The organism is Streptococcus sp. E24BD, from assembly GCF_041807825.1.
GTDB lineage: Bacteria > Bacillota > Bacilli > Lactobacillales > Streptococcaceae > Streptococcus > Streptococcus entericus.
This window is the reverse complement of sequence record NZ_JBGTZB010000002.1, coordinates 56,842-70,953: the sequence shown is the minus strand read 5'-3', so window position 1 is coordinate 70,953 and position 14,112 is coordinate 56,842. Positions and strand designations below refer to the sequence as shown.

17 protein-coding genes are annotated in these 14,112 nt (G+C 46.3%); 7 read left to right on the top strand and 10 right to left on the bottom strand.

Annotated elements, in window-relative coordinates; translation table 11 throughout:
• Window positions 1–14: 14 nt before the first annotated feature.
• The 5 genes from ACERC5_RS00895 to ACERC5_RS00875 all read right to left on the bottom strand — a co-directional run bounded on the left by ACERC5_RS00895 (window position 15) and on the right by ACERC5_RS00875 (window position 3,418).
• A complete protein-coding gene (locus ACERC5_RS00895) occupies window positions 15–515 on the bottom strand; it encodes an LURP-one-related/scramblase family protein (RefSeq protein WP_373658066.1) in 501 nt (166 codons plus the stop codon).
• A gap of 193 nt (window positions 516–708) precedes the next feature.
• Window positions 709–1,677: a peptidyl-prolyl cis-trans isomerase gene (locus ACERC5_RS00890; protein ID WP_373658065.1), complete on the bottom strand. Its 969-nt coding sequence runs from the start codon at window positions 1,675–1,677 to the stop codon at window positions 709–711.
• Between the two features lie 60 nt (window positions 1,678–1,737).
• The gene (locus ACERC5_RS00885) at window positions 1,738–2,445 is read right to left on the bottom strand and encodes an O-methyltransferase (RefSeq protein ID WP_373658064.1); all 708 of its coding nucleotides are present in this window, start codon (window positions 2,443–2,445) and stop codon (window positions 1,738–1,740) included.
• 21 nt (window positions 2,446–2,466) lie between these two features.
• Window positions 2,467–3,090 carry an HAD-IA family hydrolase gene (locus tag ACERC5_RS00880; protein WP_373658063.1) on the bottom strand — a complete coding sequence of 208 codons (624 nt, stop codon included), beginning with the start codon at window positions 3,088–3,090 and terminating at the stop codon, window positions 2,467–2,469.
• 1 nt (window position 3,091) lies between these two features.
• Complete coding sequence (locus ACERC5_RS00875) at window positions 3,092–3,418, bottom strand: winged helix-turn-helix transcriptional regulator (RefSeq protein ID WP_373658062.1); 327 nt, start codon at window positions 3,416–3,418, stop codon at window positions 3,092–3,094.
• A 144-nt stretch (window positions 3,419–3,562) separates the two neighbouring features.
• Between ACERC5_RS00875 and ACERC5_RS00870 the strand changes: the two genes are divergently transcribed.
• Complete coding sequence (locus ACERC5_RS00870) at window positions 3,563–4,183, top strand: NAD(P)-dependent oxidoreductase (protein WP_373658061.1); 621 nt, start codon at window positions 3,563–3,565, stop codon at window positions 4,181–4,183.
• A 42-nt stretch (window positions 4,184–4,225) separates the two neighbouring features.
• On the opposite strand, the gene ACERC5_RS00865 is transcribed toward ACERC5_RS00870, so the two are convergent.
• The 4 genes from ACERC5_RS00865 to ACERC5_RS00850 all read right to left on the bottom strand — a co-directional run bounded on the left by ACERC5_RS00865 (window position 4,226) and on the right by ACERC5_RS00850 (window position 8,415).
• Window positions 4,226–4,735, bottom strand: a complete 510-nt coding sequence (locus ACERC5_RS00865; RefSeq protein WP_373658060.1) for a GNAT family N-acetyltransferase — start codon at window positions 4,733–4,735, stop codon at window positions 4,226–4,228.
• A gap of 49 nt (window positions 4,736–4,784) precedes the next feature.
• On the bottom strand, window positions 4,785–6,587 hold the full coding sequence (gene pepF / locus ACERC5_RS00860) for an oligoendopeptidase F (RefSeq protein ID WP_373658059.1): 1,803 nt from the start codon (window positions 6,585–6,587) through the stop codon (window positions 4,785–4,787).
• Between the two features lie 6 nt (window positions 6,588–6,593).
• Window positions 6,594–7,541 (bottom strand): competence protein CoiA, encoded by a 948-nt coding sequence (locus ACERC5_RS00855; protein ID WP_373658058.1) that lies wholly within the window; start codon window positions 7,539–7,541, stop codon window positions 6,594–6,596.
• A 169-nt stretch (window positions 7,542–7,710) separates the two neighbouring features.
• Entirely contained in the window at window positions 7,711–8,415 is a 705-nt protein-coding gene (locus tag ACERC5_RS00850) for a glucosamine-6-phosphate deaminase (RefSeq protein ID WP_373658057.1), read from the bottom strand.
• 111 nt (window positions 8,416–8,526) lie between these two features.
• Between ACERC5_RS00850 and queA the strand changes: the two genes are divergently transcribed.
• The 6 genes from queA (at window position 8,527) to ACERC5_RS00820 (ending at window position 12,421) form a co-directional block, all read left to right on the top strand.
• Window positions 8,527–9,555, top strand: a complete 1,029-nt coding sequence (gene queA / locus ACERC5_RS00845) for a tRNA preQ1(34) S-adenosylmethionine ribosyltransferase-isomerase QueA (protein WP_373658056.1) — start codon at window positions 8,527–8,529, stop codon at window positions 9,553–9,555.
• Between the two features lie 55 nt (window positions 9,556–9,610).
• A complete protein-coding gene (locus ACERC5_RS00840; RefSeq protein WP_373658055.1) occupies window positions 9,611–10,189 on the top strand; it encodes a TetR/AcrR family transcriptional regulator in 579 nt (192 codons plus the stop codon).
• A gap of 110 nt (window positions 10,190–10,299) precedes the next feature.
• Window positions 10,300–10,674, top strand: coding sequence for a nuclear transport factor 2 family protein (locus tag ACERC5_RS00835; RefSeq protein WP_373658054.1), 375 nt, complete (start codon window positions 10,300–10,302; stop codon window positions 10,672–10,674).
• Window positions 10,631–10,996 carry a hypothetical protein gene (locus ACERC5_RS00830; protein ID WP_373659935.1) on the top strand — a complete coding sequence of 122 codons (366 nt, stop codon included), beginning with the start codon at window positions 10,631–10,633 and terminating at the stop codon, window positions 10,994–10,996. Before ACERC5_RS00835 ends, ACERC5_RS00830 begins: the two co-directional genes overlap by 44 nt.
• A 109-nt stretch (window positions 10,997–11,105) precedes the next feature.
• Window positions 11,106–11,456, top strand: a complete 351-nt coding sequence (locus ACERC5_RS00825; protein WP_373658053.1) for a nuclear transport factor 2 family protein — start codon at window positions 11,106–11,108, stop codon at window positions 11,454–11,456.
• Between the two features lie 107 nt (window positions 11,457–11,563).
• Window positions 11,564–12,421, top strand: a complete 858-nt coding sequence (locus tag ACERC5_RS00820) for an aldo/keto reductase (protein WP_373658052.1) — start codon at window positions 11,564–11,566, stop codon at window positions 12,419–12,421.
• A gap of 204 nt (window positions 12,422–12,625) precedes the next feature.
• Here the strand turns inward: ACERC5_RS00820 and pepV are convergent, their stop codons facing one another.
• Window positions 12,626–14,029, bottom strand: a complete 1,404-nt coding sequence (gene pepV, locus ACERC5_RS00815; RefSeq protein WP_373659934.1) for a dipeptidase PepV — start codon at window positions 14,027–14,029, stop codon at window positions 12,626–12,628.
• Window positions 14,030–14,112: the final 83 nt, after the last annotated feature.

The following is a 14,112-nucleotide window of genomic DNA, read 5'->3' as shown; positions in this document are numbered from 1 at the left end:
TATCAATATCTCCTTTAATTAGCGGCTGAGCTAGCGCTAGCTGCCGCTTCTGTTTCCTTAACGTAGTCAATGGCAATAACAAGGGCAATTACCAAATCGCTGTAGGCTTCCTCATGAACCGTCACTTGGTAGGTCGAGGTGAGACGAAACCATTCTTGATTGATGTCTGCAATCTTGCGACCGCCTTTTTTTAGGGTGAAGTCCATATCCCAGAAATCACCCTGAACAACCATATCTAGTCCCTCAATCCGATAGCGCGGGCGAAACCAGCTAAACTCCTTTTGCAGGGCAAACTGCTCCCCACTGGCTAAGGTAATGGTAAAGCGTGGCAAAAACCACGTCCACTGCCGCTTAATCCGAGCGACCTCCTGACCAGCCATATCCGTGATGGTAAATTCTTTGAGCCACTTGAGCAAGGAACCGGCTACCTCATAGTGCGGCTGATTATGCTGGTCTTTAACCTGAAATTTGCCTGCCAAGGACCAAAATCTTTGCTTAATATAGAACTTCTTCATCTTGCACCATTCCTCAAAAAATGACAAAACCATCAAACGAGGGGCGAAAAACCGCGGTACCACCCTCATTCAATGACCTTGTCATCCTCTTCTTTATTTGATTTTCTTAGTAAGTAGCAGACATGTTAATCAATGACTGGCTCACAACAGCCGCCAGCTTTCTGAACATTGATGGTTAACACTCATTCTTACCTTATTCTGATTTTTCCTCTGAACTAGAGGTTTCTGCTGAACTGTTGCTGGTTTCGGCACTTGATGACGCTACAGCATCTGTTGCCGCATAAGCTGATAAAATATTGGCGAAAGCATCGTCTTTGATTTTAACATTTGCCTTCTCCAAAGCTGCCGCAACCACTTGACGTTGGAAATTGCTGTCAGCCTTTTTCTCAGCAAGAAGCATCAATTCCAAACGATTTTTATATGTCTTCCAATCAGAAGCCTTCTCTGTCTTAGCCGTTGTCTTGATAATGTAGTAGCCTGTCGTAAAGGTCTGCTGGTTAGTGACAGGGACAATCTCTGAGATACCGTTAACATCAAGCTTCGCAGCTGCTGCACGCACTTCTGCAGGAAGATTGTTTTCTGCACTATCAAACTTATACTCCGTCTCAGAAGCCTTGGTTTTTTCCTTGGCAATCGCTGCAAAGTCAGCGCCTTGAGCCTTAACTTGCTCTAAAACAGCTTTTGCTTCATCCTCTGTTTGGAGGAGAATAACTTGTGCTGTAATTTCTGGGGTATAAGTTTCAAAGGCCTTGGCATAGGTTTCGTCAGTGATTTCTTTTTTGGCAGCTTCTTCTACCGCATATTCCAGCAGTAAATTTTTGCGCAATTCTTGCTTATAAGTCTCTGTTGTCAAGCCGACTTGAGCCAGAGCATTAGCAAAGTTGTCGCCGTACTGCTCTGCTGTCTTGTTATAGGCTTCAGTAACTTTTTCCTCGGACACTTTATCACCATATTGTTCCTCAAAAACTCGTGATAAAATCAAGGTCAGCATAGCTTGTTGAGCAGCAGATGTTTTCTTAACCTCTGCATAGAAATCAGAAACTGTAATCGTGTCACCTTTCATTGTGACCAACTTCGTCTCTTCTGTTGCCCCCTTGGCACAAGCTGCCAGCGTTGTTACCGACAGAAGCGTCAAAGCTCCCATCACAAAGCGTTTTTTCATGATTAGTTACTCCTTTTCAATCTTAACCCTATCATTATAGCACATTTTCTTAAAAATAACTTAGTCTGGAAGGACAATATTTTCTGCGTTTTTACGAATCATCAAAAGCCCGTCACCTAGTGGCAGTAAAGTTGCTGTCAAATCAGGGTGATTCAGGGTCGCCTCAAAGAGCTTGTGAAGTCCCTTGTAGATAGCCCGTTGTCCACGGTGGATTTGGTCAAATGGCAGAGCAACGTCACCGCCTTGAAATACGTCGTCAATGACGACGACACCGCCGACCCTTAATCGCTTGAGGATTTCAGGGAGAAAGACGATGTACTTGGATTTAGCAGAATCCATAAAGGCGAGGTCATAAGTTTCCGTCAATCCACCCAAAAGATCCACCGCATCGCCCTCCAAGAGGGTAATTTGCTGGCAATGATCATACTTGGAAAAATTAGCCTTAGCCAGCTCAATCATCTCAGGATTGCGGTCGATGGTCGTGATTTGGGCAGACGGGGCATTATCAGCCATGAGTAGAGCTGAAAAGCCGATAGCCGTTCCGACTTCTAAAATCTGCTTGGGTTGCAAGGTCTGCAAGAGAAAGCGAAAATAAGCCACTGTCTCATGGGGAATCACAGGGACATTGTGTGCCTTGGCAAAAGCCTCAAGCTCTGCCAGATGACCAGTAACCGGCGCCTGCTGGTGTCGCATAAAATCAACAATTTCAGGCTTGACCACGGGGCGTCTCATGTTGTTATTGGAGTGTTCATTATATGTTTTTACCATAAGACGATTGTACCATATTTACTAGAAAATCGGTAGTGCCAAAATATCCCGTAAGTGTTCAATGTTGGTATTGGTTGGACTGTCTGGCTGGGTCAGATTAATGGAGTGAATTCCTGCCCGCTCGGCAGCTTCCCTATCCAGAGAACGGTCACCAATATAGTAGGTCTGGGTTTTGTCCAGTCCATACTTGTCCAAAAGATAGAAAAGAGCATCCGGCTCTGGTTTTCTGGCAAAGCCGTGAGTGCTGTTAATCACCTCAGTGAAATAATCAGCAATGCCCAGGCGTTCGAGGACCGCATCAGTCGTTGCTCCCTTGTGGGTATAGATAAAGTGATGGACACCAGCAGAAGCTGTCTGAGCCAGAACGTCTAGAGCACCTGGCATCAGGATAATCTGGTCATCTAACTGCTCCTGCCCTGCCATAAAACTAGCCATCAGTTGGAGATCATCACCTTCTAAATCAGCCTTCTTTGCTTGAGTCTCCAACAAGTGTTTAACGGAAGTCCGAAGGATAAACTCCCCAACTTCCGTCTCATCGAAAGCCCAGCCATGCTGCGCATAGAGCTGTTTTAGCACGATCATAATGGCTGGATAAGAATCTGCTAGAGTACCGTCAAAATCCCAAATAAACGCGGTTTTTGTCATTCTAATTTCCCTCTTTGAGTGTTCTAATATACTTCCCACCCCAGACCTCGATTTGCTCTAAGACAGCGTGAAATTCCTGCCCAATCGCTGTTAAGCGATACTCAACCCGAGGCGGGACTTCTGGGTAAACCGTTCGTGTAATCAAGCCCTCGTCTTCTAGATAGCGTAATTGCTTGGTCAGGGTTGATTGGGTAATTTCTCCCAGATCTCGTTGGAGTTCCCCAAATCGCTTGGTCTGTCCATCCAAATGATGCAAAATCAAAATCGCCCATTTCCCTGAAATGAGTTTTTGCGTGGTTACAAACGGGCACTTGCCAAATAATTCCATCTTTTTCTCCTTTATATCATCCATTTCTATCCCAAAAGATACTAACTATTCATAAAAAACCTACTTGTTATTTTCTACTAACTTGTTAAAATAGTGGTGTAATCGATTATAACACAATTTTGTCAAAAAAGGTAGGTAGACTCTATGAAAATTGCCATTATCGGTGCCAACGGAAAAGCTGGCAAACGCATTGCTCAAGAAGCTCTCAAGCGCGGTCATGAGGTCACAGCCATCGTCCGCGATGCTCAAAAAACGGACCTAACACCTGTCATCGAAAAAGACATCCTCTCCATCACGACAGCAGATGTCGCGGGTCTGGACGCCCTTATCATTGCAACAGGTTTTTGGACACCAGACCTCTTTCATCTCTTTGAGGAAGGGCATCGTCACATTGCCCGCCTCTTGTCAGACAGTGACACCCGTCTCCTTGTTGTCGGCGGTGCTGGCAGTCTCTATCTAGATGATAGCCACACCAGCCAGCCTGAATTTCCCGAGGATTTTGTTCCCTTTATTCAGGCCTCAAATGCTGGGCTTGCTGTTCTACGCCTATTTTCAACGGTCGCTTGGACCTATTTCAGTCCAGCAATGACCTTTGATCCAGACGGACGGGCAACAGGGGCTTATACCCTTGGTGGCGAAGAACTCATCCTCAACGCTGCTGGTGAGAGCTACATCAGCTATGCCGACTACGCCTTGGCCATGGTTGATGAGCTGGAAAACGCCCGTTTCATCCGCCAACGGTTTACAGCTGTATCTGAGCGCTAAAATCAACCCCACTCTCGATAGATAGTTGAGAGTGGGGTTTTCTTATCTCGTCACCCAATAGCGGGCTAAGGTTTTTCCGTCCTTAAGAGTGATAATGTCCTGCAACACACCGCCGACACTCTCAATCGTCTTGCAACTGGGCAGATTGTCCGCCAAAGCAGTGATAAAGACACGGTTAATTCCTCTTTCCTCGTAGCGGTCAAGGGCATAGCGGAGCAGAGTCCTCATAACCCCCTGCTGCCGAAACTTGGGTGAAGTAACATAGCCGATATGGCCACCCACAGTCGCTAAATCCCCCTTATCCAATTCCCAACGACAACCGATTCGTCCAGCTATCTCATCACCGATAAAGGCGTAATAATTGGTTGACGTTGACCAGTCAGGGTTGGCAGTTGTTGTTTCCTCTCGTCTGGTCTTTTCGTAGAAGGCTAGAAAATCAGTAACTGGTCTGGTTTCAACAAACCCATTTCCTGCTTCACGTTCCGCCACTAAAAGGAGGTTAAAATCGAGAAAAGCAACTTCATCAGTTACTGCTAATCGTCTAATGTCCATCGGTTATCCCTCCTTAACGAAAAAGGGCAGTCAGCCGCCCTTTTATCATCTATTTGTGTGCACCTTTTGCAACCAACTCTTCCAACTCGATCAAGCGTTTCTCAAAAACAGCGAAGGCTGCTTCAAGATAGTCCACTTCTTCCATATCAACACCAGCTTTTTTGATGACGTTGAGTGGGTAATCTGAGTTACCAGCCTTGAGGTAGTCCAGATACTTATCCTTATCCTCTTGTGTGCCATAGACAATCTTATCTGCCAAGAAATTAGCAGCTGCAAAGCCTGTTGCATACTGATAAACATAGTAGTTATAGTAGAAGTGCGGAATACGCGCCCACTCATACTGAATTTGCGGATTGTCCTCAGCAGAGAGACCATAGTACTTCTCATTGATATCCGCATAGAGCTTGTTGAGGTAGTCACTGGTCAGCACTTCTCCAGCTTGATCAGCCTTGTGGATAGCATCTTCAAACTCAGCAAACTGGGTTTGACGGAAGATGGTACCACGGAAACCATCAAGGTAGTTATTGAGAATAGCAAAGCGAACCTTCTCATCCGTCACCTCTTGCAGGAGGGCTTCAGTCAGGATATTCTCATTAGTCGTTGAGGCAATCTCTGCTAAGAAAATAGAGTAATCACCGTACACATACGGCTGGTTCTCACGAGTGTACATGGAGTGCATGCTGTGACCCGTCTCGTGAAGCAAGGTGTAGAAGTTGTTGAGGTTGTCTTGCCAGTTGAGCAGCATAAAAGCATTGGTATCGTAAGACCCACCAGAATAAGCACCAGAGCGCTTGCCCTTGTTCTCGTGAACATCAATCCAACGGTTCTCAAACGCCTCCTTAACCCGACGGGCATAATCCTCTCCAAAAATAGACAAGACTTCTTGTCCCTTGGTCAACGCTTCCTCATAGGTCATTGAGAGGTCAGTTTCTGACAGCGGGGTTAGGAGATCATACATCTTGAGGTCAGGCAAGTCAAGGATATCCTGACGGAGTTTGATGTAGCGATGCAGCAAGGGCAGGTGTTTGTTAACTGTTTCAACCAAGGTCTCATAAACAGACTCTGGGATAAAATTGGCTGCTAGAGCCGCTTGACGGGCAGAGGCGTATTTTCTGACCTTGGCCTTGTAGTTGTGAACCTTGACATTGGTTTGTAACGTCTTGGCATAGGTGTGTTGGAACTGCTCGTAAACACTATACAAACCTTCATAGGCCTCACGGCGGACATCACGGTCCTTATTTTCCAACAATTTGATGTAAGTCCCATGAGTCAACTCGACTACACCACCCTCACCATCTGGTACTATTGGGAAAAGGATATCCGCATTATCTAAAATGGAGAAGGTCTCGGATGCGGAACCGAAAATCTCGCTGGCGCCAGCCAAAAGCTCTTCTTCTGCCTGTGATAGAACATGTTCTTTTTGTTGGAATAAGCGCTCAAAATAGTGCTTATAAAGCGCAAGTCCTGCTTCTTCTGACAGAAACTCCTGGTACTGCTCCTCTGTGATGGTCATAAACTCTGGTTCATAGAAGGCAAACGTTCCACTGAATGCCGCATAAACTGACAGTGCTTTAGCTTGGAACTCCTGATACTTAGCAACTGTCGTGTCCTCATCATTTTTCATGGAAGCATAGACATAGAGTTTTTCGATGCGACGCGCTAAGCCTAACTGAGCTTCTGTGATTTCCAAAAGACTAGCCGCCGAGTCCAGCAAATGCCCTTGATACGCTACTGCTGATTCAACATCAGTCTGTAAAGCTTCAAACTCCGCCTCCCACGCCTCATCTGTTGGGAAAATAGTGGTCAAGTCCCAAGTGTGCTTGACATCAAGATGTGTCCGATTTTCTGACATAAATCATTATTCCTTTCCTATTGTTCTGTTCTCCATTATAGCATAAAATCGCGGAGGATAAAGGGTTTGTCTGCTCGTTGCCTCATTTTTCTCATAAAAAGCTGTAAATTGTGCCAAATATCGCCCCAAATCAAGCCCCTCCACAGCCATAGGCTGCACCTGAGGGTAAAAAGCTGCCGCTGACCAGGTTAAAAGATTATCCCCTCGCGTGTAAGCTTGCGCCTGACGCTCCAGCCATCTGGTATTTTTCTGAACAAGCTGGCGCTGAACATAGGCGGCGGGGTCCGGTAACATAGCTACCGTCAACTGAGCAAGTCGCTGACTGGCAAAAGGCTGCCGCAGAAAATCCATCACATCACCGCTTAAGGGGCGGCTCATCACCAGCCCTTGCAGGCGACCAGTTAAGTCTTCGTGCAACAAATACCGCAACCGTAATTCCTGCTTAACGGCATCCAACTCCCAGAGATAAATCCCCATATTTTGTGAAAAATTAGCCATCTGACGATGAAGTTGGCTGGCTGTTTGCCCTAGCCAGAGCTTTTTTCCCAGTAGCCAGATAACTTGGTAGCCTGCCTGCTGATAGGCTACTGTTCGCTCTCTTAAACGCACAAGGCTCAATCGACTGCACTGAACTTCCAAAACCAAGCTGCCATTAATCAATAAATCTGCCACCTGTCCCAACTCAGGCAAAACCGCCTCAATCTCCACTGAAATCCCGTGGGCCGATAAACTGCGATAGAGAGCGGCTTTTAATTCCAAGTGCTCTGCGGATTCATTTTCATGGAAAAATTGACAATCTGCCAAGCGAATGTGAGCAAAGTGTGGTCGCATGACCTTCCCCTGCTTGAAACAGACAGGTGCCTGACAAGCAGGGCACCGATAAGTCTCTCTTTTGGAACAAGCCTCCTCCAAAACATTGACCAGACGACCATCTGAACGCATAGCGACTAACACCTCTTCACCTCCTATTGTCTTATTCGTCAAAAAATAAGAAAAAGAAGTGCCATAACACTTGTAAATAAGCCGACCACCTGTTAACTGGTTATTTCTCTTATTCAATCTGGAACAGCTCATAAGCCTTGTTAAAAAGACCAGGACTTTGGTCCCAGCCTCATTACTACTCTTAATCTAACTTGCTAGCAGCTGCATCATCGACAATGACATAGACTTCTGGATGGTTTTGCAAGCTGCTGGCAGGCAGATCCCTTGTCGGCTGACCATTGACCATTCCAGCAATCGCGTCAGCTTTTGCCGCCCCGTAAGCCATCAAAATGATACTCTTAGCTGCTAAAATGCTACTGATGCCCATGGAAATGGCTTGGCGTGGAACCTCGCTTTCATCATCAAAGAAGCGAGCATTAGCCTTGATGGTGTCCTCAGCCAAGTCAACCACCTGTGTTTTAGCTTCAAAAGGCGTTCCTGGTTCGTTGAAGCCGATATGACCGTTGTTGCCAATCCCTAAAATCTGCAAATCCACAGGGTACTGCTCAAGAAGCGCATCGTAGCGCTTGGTTTCAGCGTCCAAATCTTCTGCTAAGCCGTTAGGCAAAAAGCTTTCTTTGAATGGTTTAGCATGAAAGAGATTTTGGTGCATAAAGTGATGATAAGATTGGTCGTTGTCAGCAGACAGTCCGACATACTCATCCAAGTTAATGCTACGTAGCCCCGATAAATCAAGATCACTGGCAACGATTTGCTTGTAAAACTCGATTGGCGTGCTACCTGTTGCAAGTCCTAATGTTTGAGCTCCAGCTGCTAATTTTTCCTTGAGCAGTTCAAAAGCAACCCTGCCGCCTTCAACGCTGTCCTTCACACGAATGATTTTCATGATGTCTCCTTTTGGTCTATACCGATTTGATACCTCTATTATATGGTATAGACCAATTTTTGTCAAGGCTTTCATCTTATTTTTAGGCTAAAATGTGCTATAATGAAAACCATGAATACGAAAGATTTTGATTTTTACTTACCCGAGCACTTGATTGCTCAGACACCGTTGGAGCAACGCGATGCCTCACGCCTCCTCGTCATCAACCGTGATACTAAGGAGATGACCGATACCAGCTTTGACCACATCATCGACCAACTCAACCCTGGTGACGCTCTGGTCATGAACAACACTCGCGTTTTACCTGCCCGCCTCTACGGGCAAAAGCCTGACACAGGAGGCCATGTCGAGCTTTTGCTCCTCAAAAACACCGAAGGGGACTGCTGGGAGGTGCTGGCCAAACCAGCTAAACGCCTAAAGACTGGGGCAAGGGTTAGCTTTGGGGACGGTCGCTTGGTTGCGACCATCATAGCAGAGCTGGAGCACGGTGGACGGATTGTCGAGTTTAGCTACGATGGGATTTTTCTCGAAGTACTGGAAAGCCTTGGCGAAATGCCGTTACCTCCCTATATCCATGAGAAGCTAGCAGATAAAGATCGTTACCAAACCGTTTACGCCAAGGAAAACGGCTCTGCGGCAGCCCCAACAGCAGGACTGCACTTTACACCAGAGCTGCTGACAGCCATTAAAGCCAAGGGGGTTCATCTGGTCGAGCTGACCCTACACGTCGGACTGGGAACCTTTCGCCCTGTCTCTGTGGAAAATCTGGATGACCATGACATGCACTCGGAGTTCTACCAGCTGACAGCAGAGGCAGCCAATACCCTCAATCAGGTCAAAGTTGCTGGTGGTCGTATCGTTGCCGTCGGCACAACCTCCATTCGTACCCTAGAGACCATCGGACAAAAATATGGTGGCAAGCTCCAAGCTGACAGTGGTTGGACCAATATCTTTATCAAACCTGGCTACACGTTTACCGTTGTTGATGCTTTTTCCACTAATTTTCACCTGCCCATGTCAACCTTAGTCATGCTGGTGTCTGCTTTTGCAGGACGGGAATTTGTCCTTGATGCTTACAAGCACGCGGTTGACGAAGGCTATCGTTTCTTTAGCTTCGGTGATGCCATGTTTGTCCAGTAGGGACGTTCCTTCTGCCTAATCAAAAGCATCTGCGAAACTATTGGAAAGGAGTCTTATGCAACTAACAGGAAACGAAGATTTACGGGTAAAACGGACCATTTCAGCTATTTATCAAGCCTTTGAAGAACTAATTTGTCAAAAGGACTATGACAAAATCACAGTAACTAAACTAGCTAAATTAGCCCTAATCAACAAGAAAACCTTTTACCGCTATTACCCAACCCGAGATGATTTATTAGCGGAAATGCAGGAAACCTATGCCCAATCCTATATCCGACTCATTCGAGATTTCAAGCTACCAGATGATTTAGAGAACATCCAACGAGCATTCTTTGAATTCTCAGCCCAACAAGGTTCGGCCTACGACAAGATTACCATCAGTCACTCCACCTATTCAGACATTCGGCAGGACATGATTGATATGGTGATGGCAAAGACTTGGTCGCAATCCCCCCAAGTTCAAGCCTTATCTCCTTTTCAAAAAATCAGCCTACTCAACTTTATCCAGCAAACCACCCTGTCCATCTACCGCCAATGGGTGGAAGAGGACAAAATGACGCCTTTAGAGGAGGTTATCCAAACGTCTGTTTTACTGACTGAAACAGGAATTTCTGCTCTCTTGCATCAAGATTAGACCACTAATTTTCAAAAAGTGTGGCATAAGCCTCAACATCAAAACAATCGCCCATTGTCCTAACAGCAATGGGCTTTTATAATAAAAGCATCAAAACTAAGGAGGTTCTGATGACACAAACAGACCAAGAGGCCATCATCGCCTTGCAACACCAAATTTGGGAGGCTTACATCACTAAAAATATCCCTCTCCTAGAGATGATTTATCCTGACAATCATTACTTTCGCCATGCAGGTGGTCGTTACCAAGCAAGAGATGAGTTTTTGGCAGACATTAAATCGGGAGTTTTCCGCTATTATAGTTACCTTCCTGAGTCTGAAACGGTGACCTTTTTGTCCGACAGCACTGCCATGTTGCACACCAAGGCTAAAACAGATGCCCGTATCTATGGCTTTCGCAAGGTCTGGCGGATGGATTTTGACCTAGCCTTCGAAAAAATAGATGGAAGATGGCGACCAGCCGATGACCGGAAAATCAGGGGCTAGATGGCTCGGAAGTCGTAGGCTATCTGAATACGGCTGGAGTTCCTCACAGCCTACTCAAGATTCTAACAATAACCAACCGAAACAGGATAATTTAGGGGTTATTATCACCCTCTATAACCAGATGAAGTCGCTCATGATAGCTAATCTGAGCCAACTTAAACAGACCGAGGAGGACTGGCTGACAGATATGGCGAGCAGTCGACCAACTTGCCTTGTCTTTTGTCTCAGGAGTTCTCATTGTCGTGAGGAAAAAGAGAGTATTGCCCTTGTCATGCGACTAATTAGAGAGTCTGTAGCTAGCAAAAGCCTATTCCAAAGATAAAGTGGTCAGTGGTAGCTGGTTGGTTAGAGAACTTCAACATAAGCTGACATATTTTTACCAAGATAATACTAAACGTCAATACAGGCGAACATTATAAAGGAGTAAATTGATGACAAACACAGAAATTGCCAACCGATTGGCTTTAAAAGAATTAGTAGATACCTTTTCAAATCTAGCAGACACCAAAGACGTGTGTGCTCAGATGAAGCTGTTCAAAGAAGATGCTAAGGTTGTCTCCATCAATGGCGACCAAAAATTTGTCTCAGAAGGTAAGGAGGCAATCGGCAAGGCCTTTAGCGACTACCTTGACCTTTTCCATACCGTTTACCACCTCAATGGTCAGCAAACGATTAGTTTTCAAGATAACAATCATGCCCAAGGTATCTCCTATTGCCAGGTCATTTTGATCACAAATCAAGATGGCAAAGAGGTCACAAGGACATCAGGTGTCCGCTACTAGGATTATTATGAAAAAATTGATGGTAATTGGTTGATCGCTAGTCGTGAGTCCCACTTTATATGGACCAAAGTTGACTAAGCAGATAGACTAGGAAAGGAGACTGACAAATGACTACACCGCTATATAAAACATTAAATACTGGGTATCATATACCACAAATGGGTCTGGGCGTCTACCTCATGGCTCCAGGTCAGGAAACTTATGAGGCTGTTCGGGCAGCTCTACATTTAGGTTATCGCCACATTGACACAGCTCACGCCTATCAAAATGAGGCAAGCGTCGGACAAGCTATCGCTGACAGCGGACTGAACCGCGAGGAGATCTTTATCACCACCAAATTATGGCCGACAGAATACGGTGAGCAAGAAAGTCAGACTGCAATTGACAAAATGCTCAATCGTTTGCAAACTGACTACATCGACCTCCTGCTACTGCATCAGTCTATCGGCGATTACATAGGCGCCTATAAAGGCATGGAAGCCGCAGTCAAGGCTGGAAAAGTACGCTCTATCGGTCTCTCTAATTTTGAAGATGAGCGTCTAGATGAGGTGTTGACTAAAGCTGACATCAAGCCTGCTGCCTTACAAGTGGAAGCTCATCCCTATTTCCCTCAGGATGATTTAGCCGCTCACATTGCCCCTTATGGGACAGTCCTTGAGAGCTGGTACCCTCTTGGTCATGGAGATCCTGCCTTACTCAATGAAGCAGTTGTTTTAAAAATTGCTGAATGCTTAAACAAAACACCGGCTCAAGTCATTCTCAGATGGCATCTGCAAAAAGGTTATATTGTCTTTCCTAAAACGACTAATCCTGTTCACATGGCGGAGAATTTTAACATTTTTGATATAACATTGACCACAGAGGACATGACTGCTATCGCCACATTGAATTCCGGTAAACGCTACTTCACCATGTCCATGGCAGATCGAGAAAAGAATTTTATGGCTTATGTCTCAGCAGATTAGAGGTAGGCGAGTTCTTTACACCCCCTAGTTTACCCCCATAATTTGTAGCACACAACACTCATCTTGGTAATTGACGAGAATACAAAAACGAGATTAGGATGCTTATCCCAGTCTCGTTTTTGTGTTCTTATTCCCACATTCAACTAAAATCACTGCTCATGGGTGCAGAAATTAGTGTTTAATGTTTGGCAACAACTAATGATTTTATTTGATTAACTCATAGATAGCTTCTGCGTAGATGGCTGCTGAGCGGAAAATATCATCCAGTGCCATAAATTCGTTTGCTTGGTGCATGGTGTTGATGGAATCTGGGAACATGGCCCCATAAGCAACCCCACGCTTGAGCAGACGACCAAAAGTTCCGCCTCCGATAACCATTTCATGCCCCTTGAGACCGGTTTGCTTCTCGTAAACAGCTAGCAGAGTCTGCACCAGCGGGTCTTCTAAAGGGGTGTAGTGTGGCACGTGACCGTGGGCTGACAAGGTTACTTTCTCAACAGTTGCCAGCTGTTCCAGTTGCCCTTTGATGATTTCTGGATCGGTGCCTTTCGGATAGCGGAAATTAAGGGCGATGGTGTTGTCATCTCGGTCAGCTTCAAAGCTAAAGACCCCAGCGTTCATGGTCAAGTCACCCATGCGCTCATCGCTATGAGCGACTCCTAAATTGACCGCCAAGAAATCTTGATGAAGTTTGTCAGCGATGAGGGTGATGTAGTCTTTGGCGGCACCTGCCAAGTCAAACTGGGTCAGGAATTTAGCCAGATAAGTCGCACCATTAACACCCTCTTCAGGGGTTGAGCCGTGGGCTGATTTGCCATGGATGGTGATGGTCAGTTGATCGTCACCTGTAACCTCCCCACGTACCTCTGGGTGGGCAGACAGGAAGTCCGCAAGGGCTGCCTGAGCCCTTGCCAAGTCAAGACCTGTCAGCTCTGCAGTGGCTGACTCAGGCACCATGTTCTCCCGAAGACCGCCTTGGAAACTGAGCAAGGTCACTGCTCCGCCATGGCTCCCAGCGTAGTGGAGATAAGCCGTGATGTTGCCCTTCTCACCGTTGATAATCGGGAACTCGGCGTCGGGCGAGAAGCCGAAATCAGGCAGAGGCAGACCGACGTGCTCGAAATAGTAATCCATGTCTGCCCAGCCAGACTCTTCATCCGTCCCAACGATAAAGCGGACTTTTTTAGAGGTCGGCAAGCCCAGTTCCTTGATGATTTTGAGGCCGTAGTAGCAGGCCATGGTCGGACCTTTGTCATCAGACGAGCCGCGGGCGTAGAGGCGACCGTCCTTAATCACTGGCGTGTAGGGGTCGGTGTCCCAACCCGAACCTGCAGGCACCACATCCAGGTGCCCAAAGATGCCCAGCACCTCGTCCCCCTCGCCAAACTCGAAATGCCCAGCATAGTTGTCAATATTGGTGGTCGGGTAACCGTCACGCTCCGCCATGGCCAGGAAATGCTCCAGCGCACGGACTGGCCCAGGTCCAAAAGGGTGCTCCGGCGAGATTTTATCGTCTTCACGCTCAGATTTGATGCTGAGGATAGCGGTCAAATCCGCCAAAAGATCGTCTTTTCGTTTTTCTACTTCTGCTTGAAAGTTAATCGTCATGTCTTCTCCTTATCATGTTTACAAATGCTCTTTCCCACTCGATAGGGCTAGCTTGGTCTTATTTTTGGAACATAGCAGAGCTG

Bases quoted from the DNA above. Each gene is read 5' to 3' on its own strand.
- ACERC5_RS00835 (WP_373658054.1), top strand. From the start codon at position 10,300: ATGACACAAACAGACCAAGAGGCCATCATCGCCTTGCAACACCAAATT.
- ACERC5_RS00880 (WP_373658063.1), bottom strand. From the start codon at position 3,090: ATGACAAAAACCGCGTTTATTTGGGATTTTGACGGTACTCTAGCAGAT.
- ACERC5_RS00885 (WP_373658064.1), bottom strand. From the start codon at position 2,445: ATGGTAAAAACATATAATGAACACTCCAATAACAACATGAGACGCCCC.
- queA (WP_373658056.1), top strand. From the start codon at position 8,527: ATGAATACGAAAGATTTTGATTTTTACTTACCCGAGCACTTGATTGCT.
- ACERC5_RS00895 (WP_373658066.1), bottom strand. From the start codon at position 515: ATGAAGAAGTTCTATATTAAGCAAAGATTTTGGTCCTTGGCAGGCAAA.
- ACERC5_RS00830 (WP_373659935.1), top strand. From the start codon at position 10,631: ATGGAAGATGGCGACCAGCCGATGACCGGAAAATCAGGGGCTAGATGG.
- ACERC5_RS00865 (WP_373658060.1), bottom strand. From the start codon at position 4,735: ATGGACATTAGACGATTAGCAGTAACTGATGAAGTTGCTTTTCTCGAT.
- ACERC5_RS00870 (WP_373658061.1), top strand. From the start codon at position 3,563: ATGAAAATTGCCATTATCGGTGCCAACGGAAAAGCTGGCAAACGCATT.
- pepF (WP_373658059.1), bottom strand. From the start codon at position 6,587: ATGTCAGAAAATCGGACACATCTTGATGTCAAGCACACTTGGGACTTG.
- ACERC5_RS00875 (WP_373658062.1), bottom strand. From the start codon at position 3,418: ATGGAATTATTTGGCAAGTGCCCGTTTGTAACCACGCAAAAACTCATT.
- ACERC5_RS00850 (WP_373658057.1), bottom strand. From the start codon at position 8,415: ATGAAAATCATTCGTGTGAAGGACAGCGTTGAAGGCGGCAGGGTTGCT.
- pepV (WP_373659934.1), bottom strand. From the start codon at position 14,029: ATGACGATTAACTTTCAAGCAGAAGTAGAAAAACGAAAAGACGATCTT.
- ACERC5_RS00840 (WP_373658055.1), top strand. From the start codon at position 9,611: ATGCAACTAACAGGAAACGAAGATTTACGGGTAAAACGGACCATTTCA.
- ACERC5_RS00825 (WP_373658053.1), top strand. From the start codon at position 11,106: ATGACAAACACAGAAATTGCCAACCGATTGGCTTTAAAAGAATTAGTA.
- ACERC5_RS00890 (WP_373658065.1), bottom strand. From the start codon at position 1,677: ATGAAAAAACGCTTTGTGATGGGAGCTTTGACGCTTCTGTCGGTAACA.
- ACERC5_RS00820 (WP_373658052.1), top strand. From the start codon at position 11,564: ATGACTACACCGCTATATAAAACATTAAATACTGGGTATCATATACCA.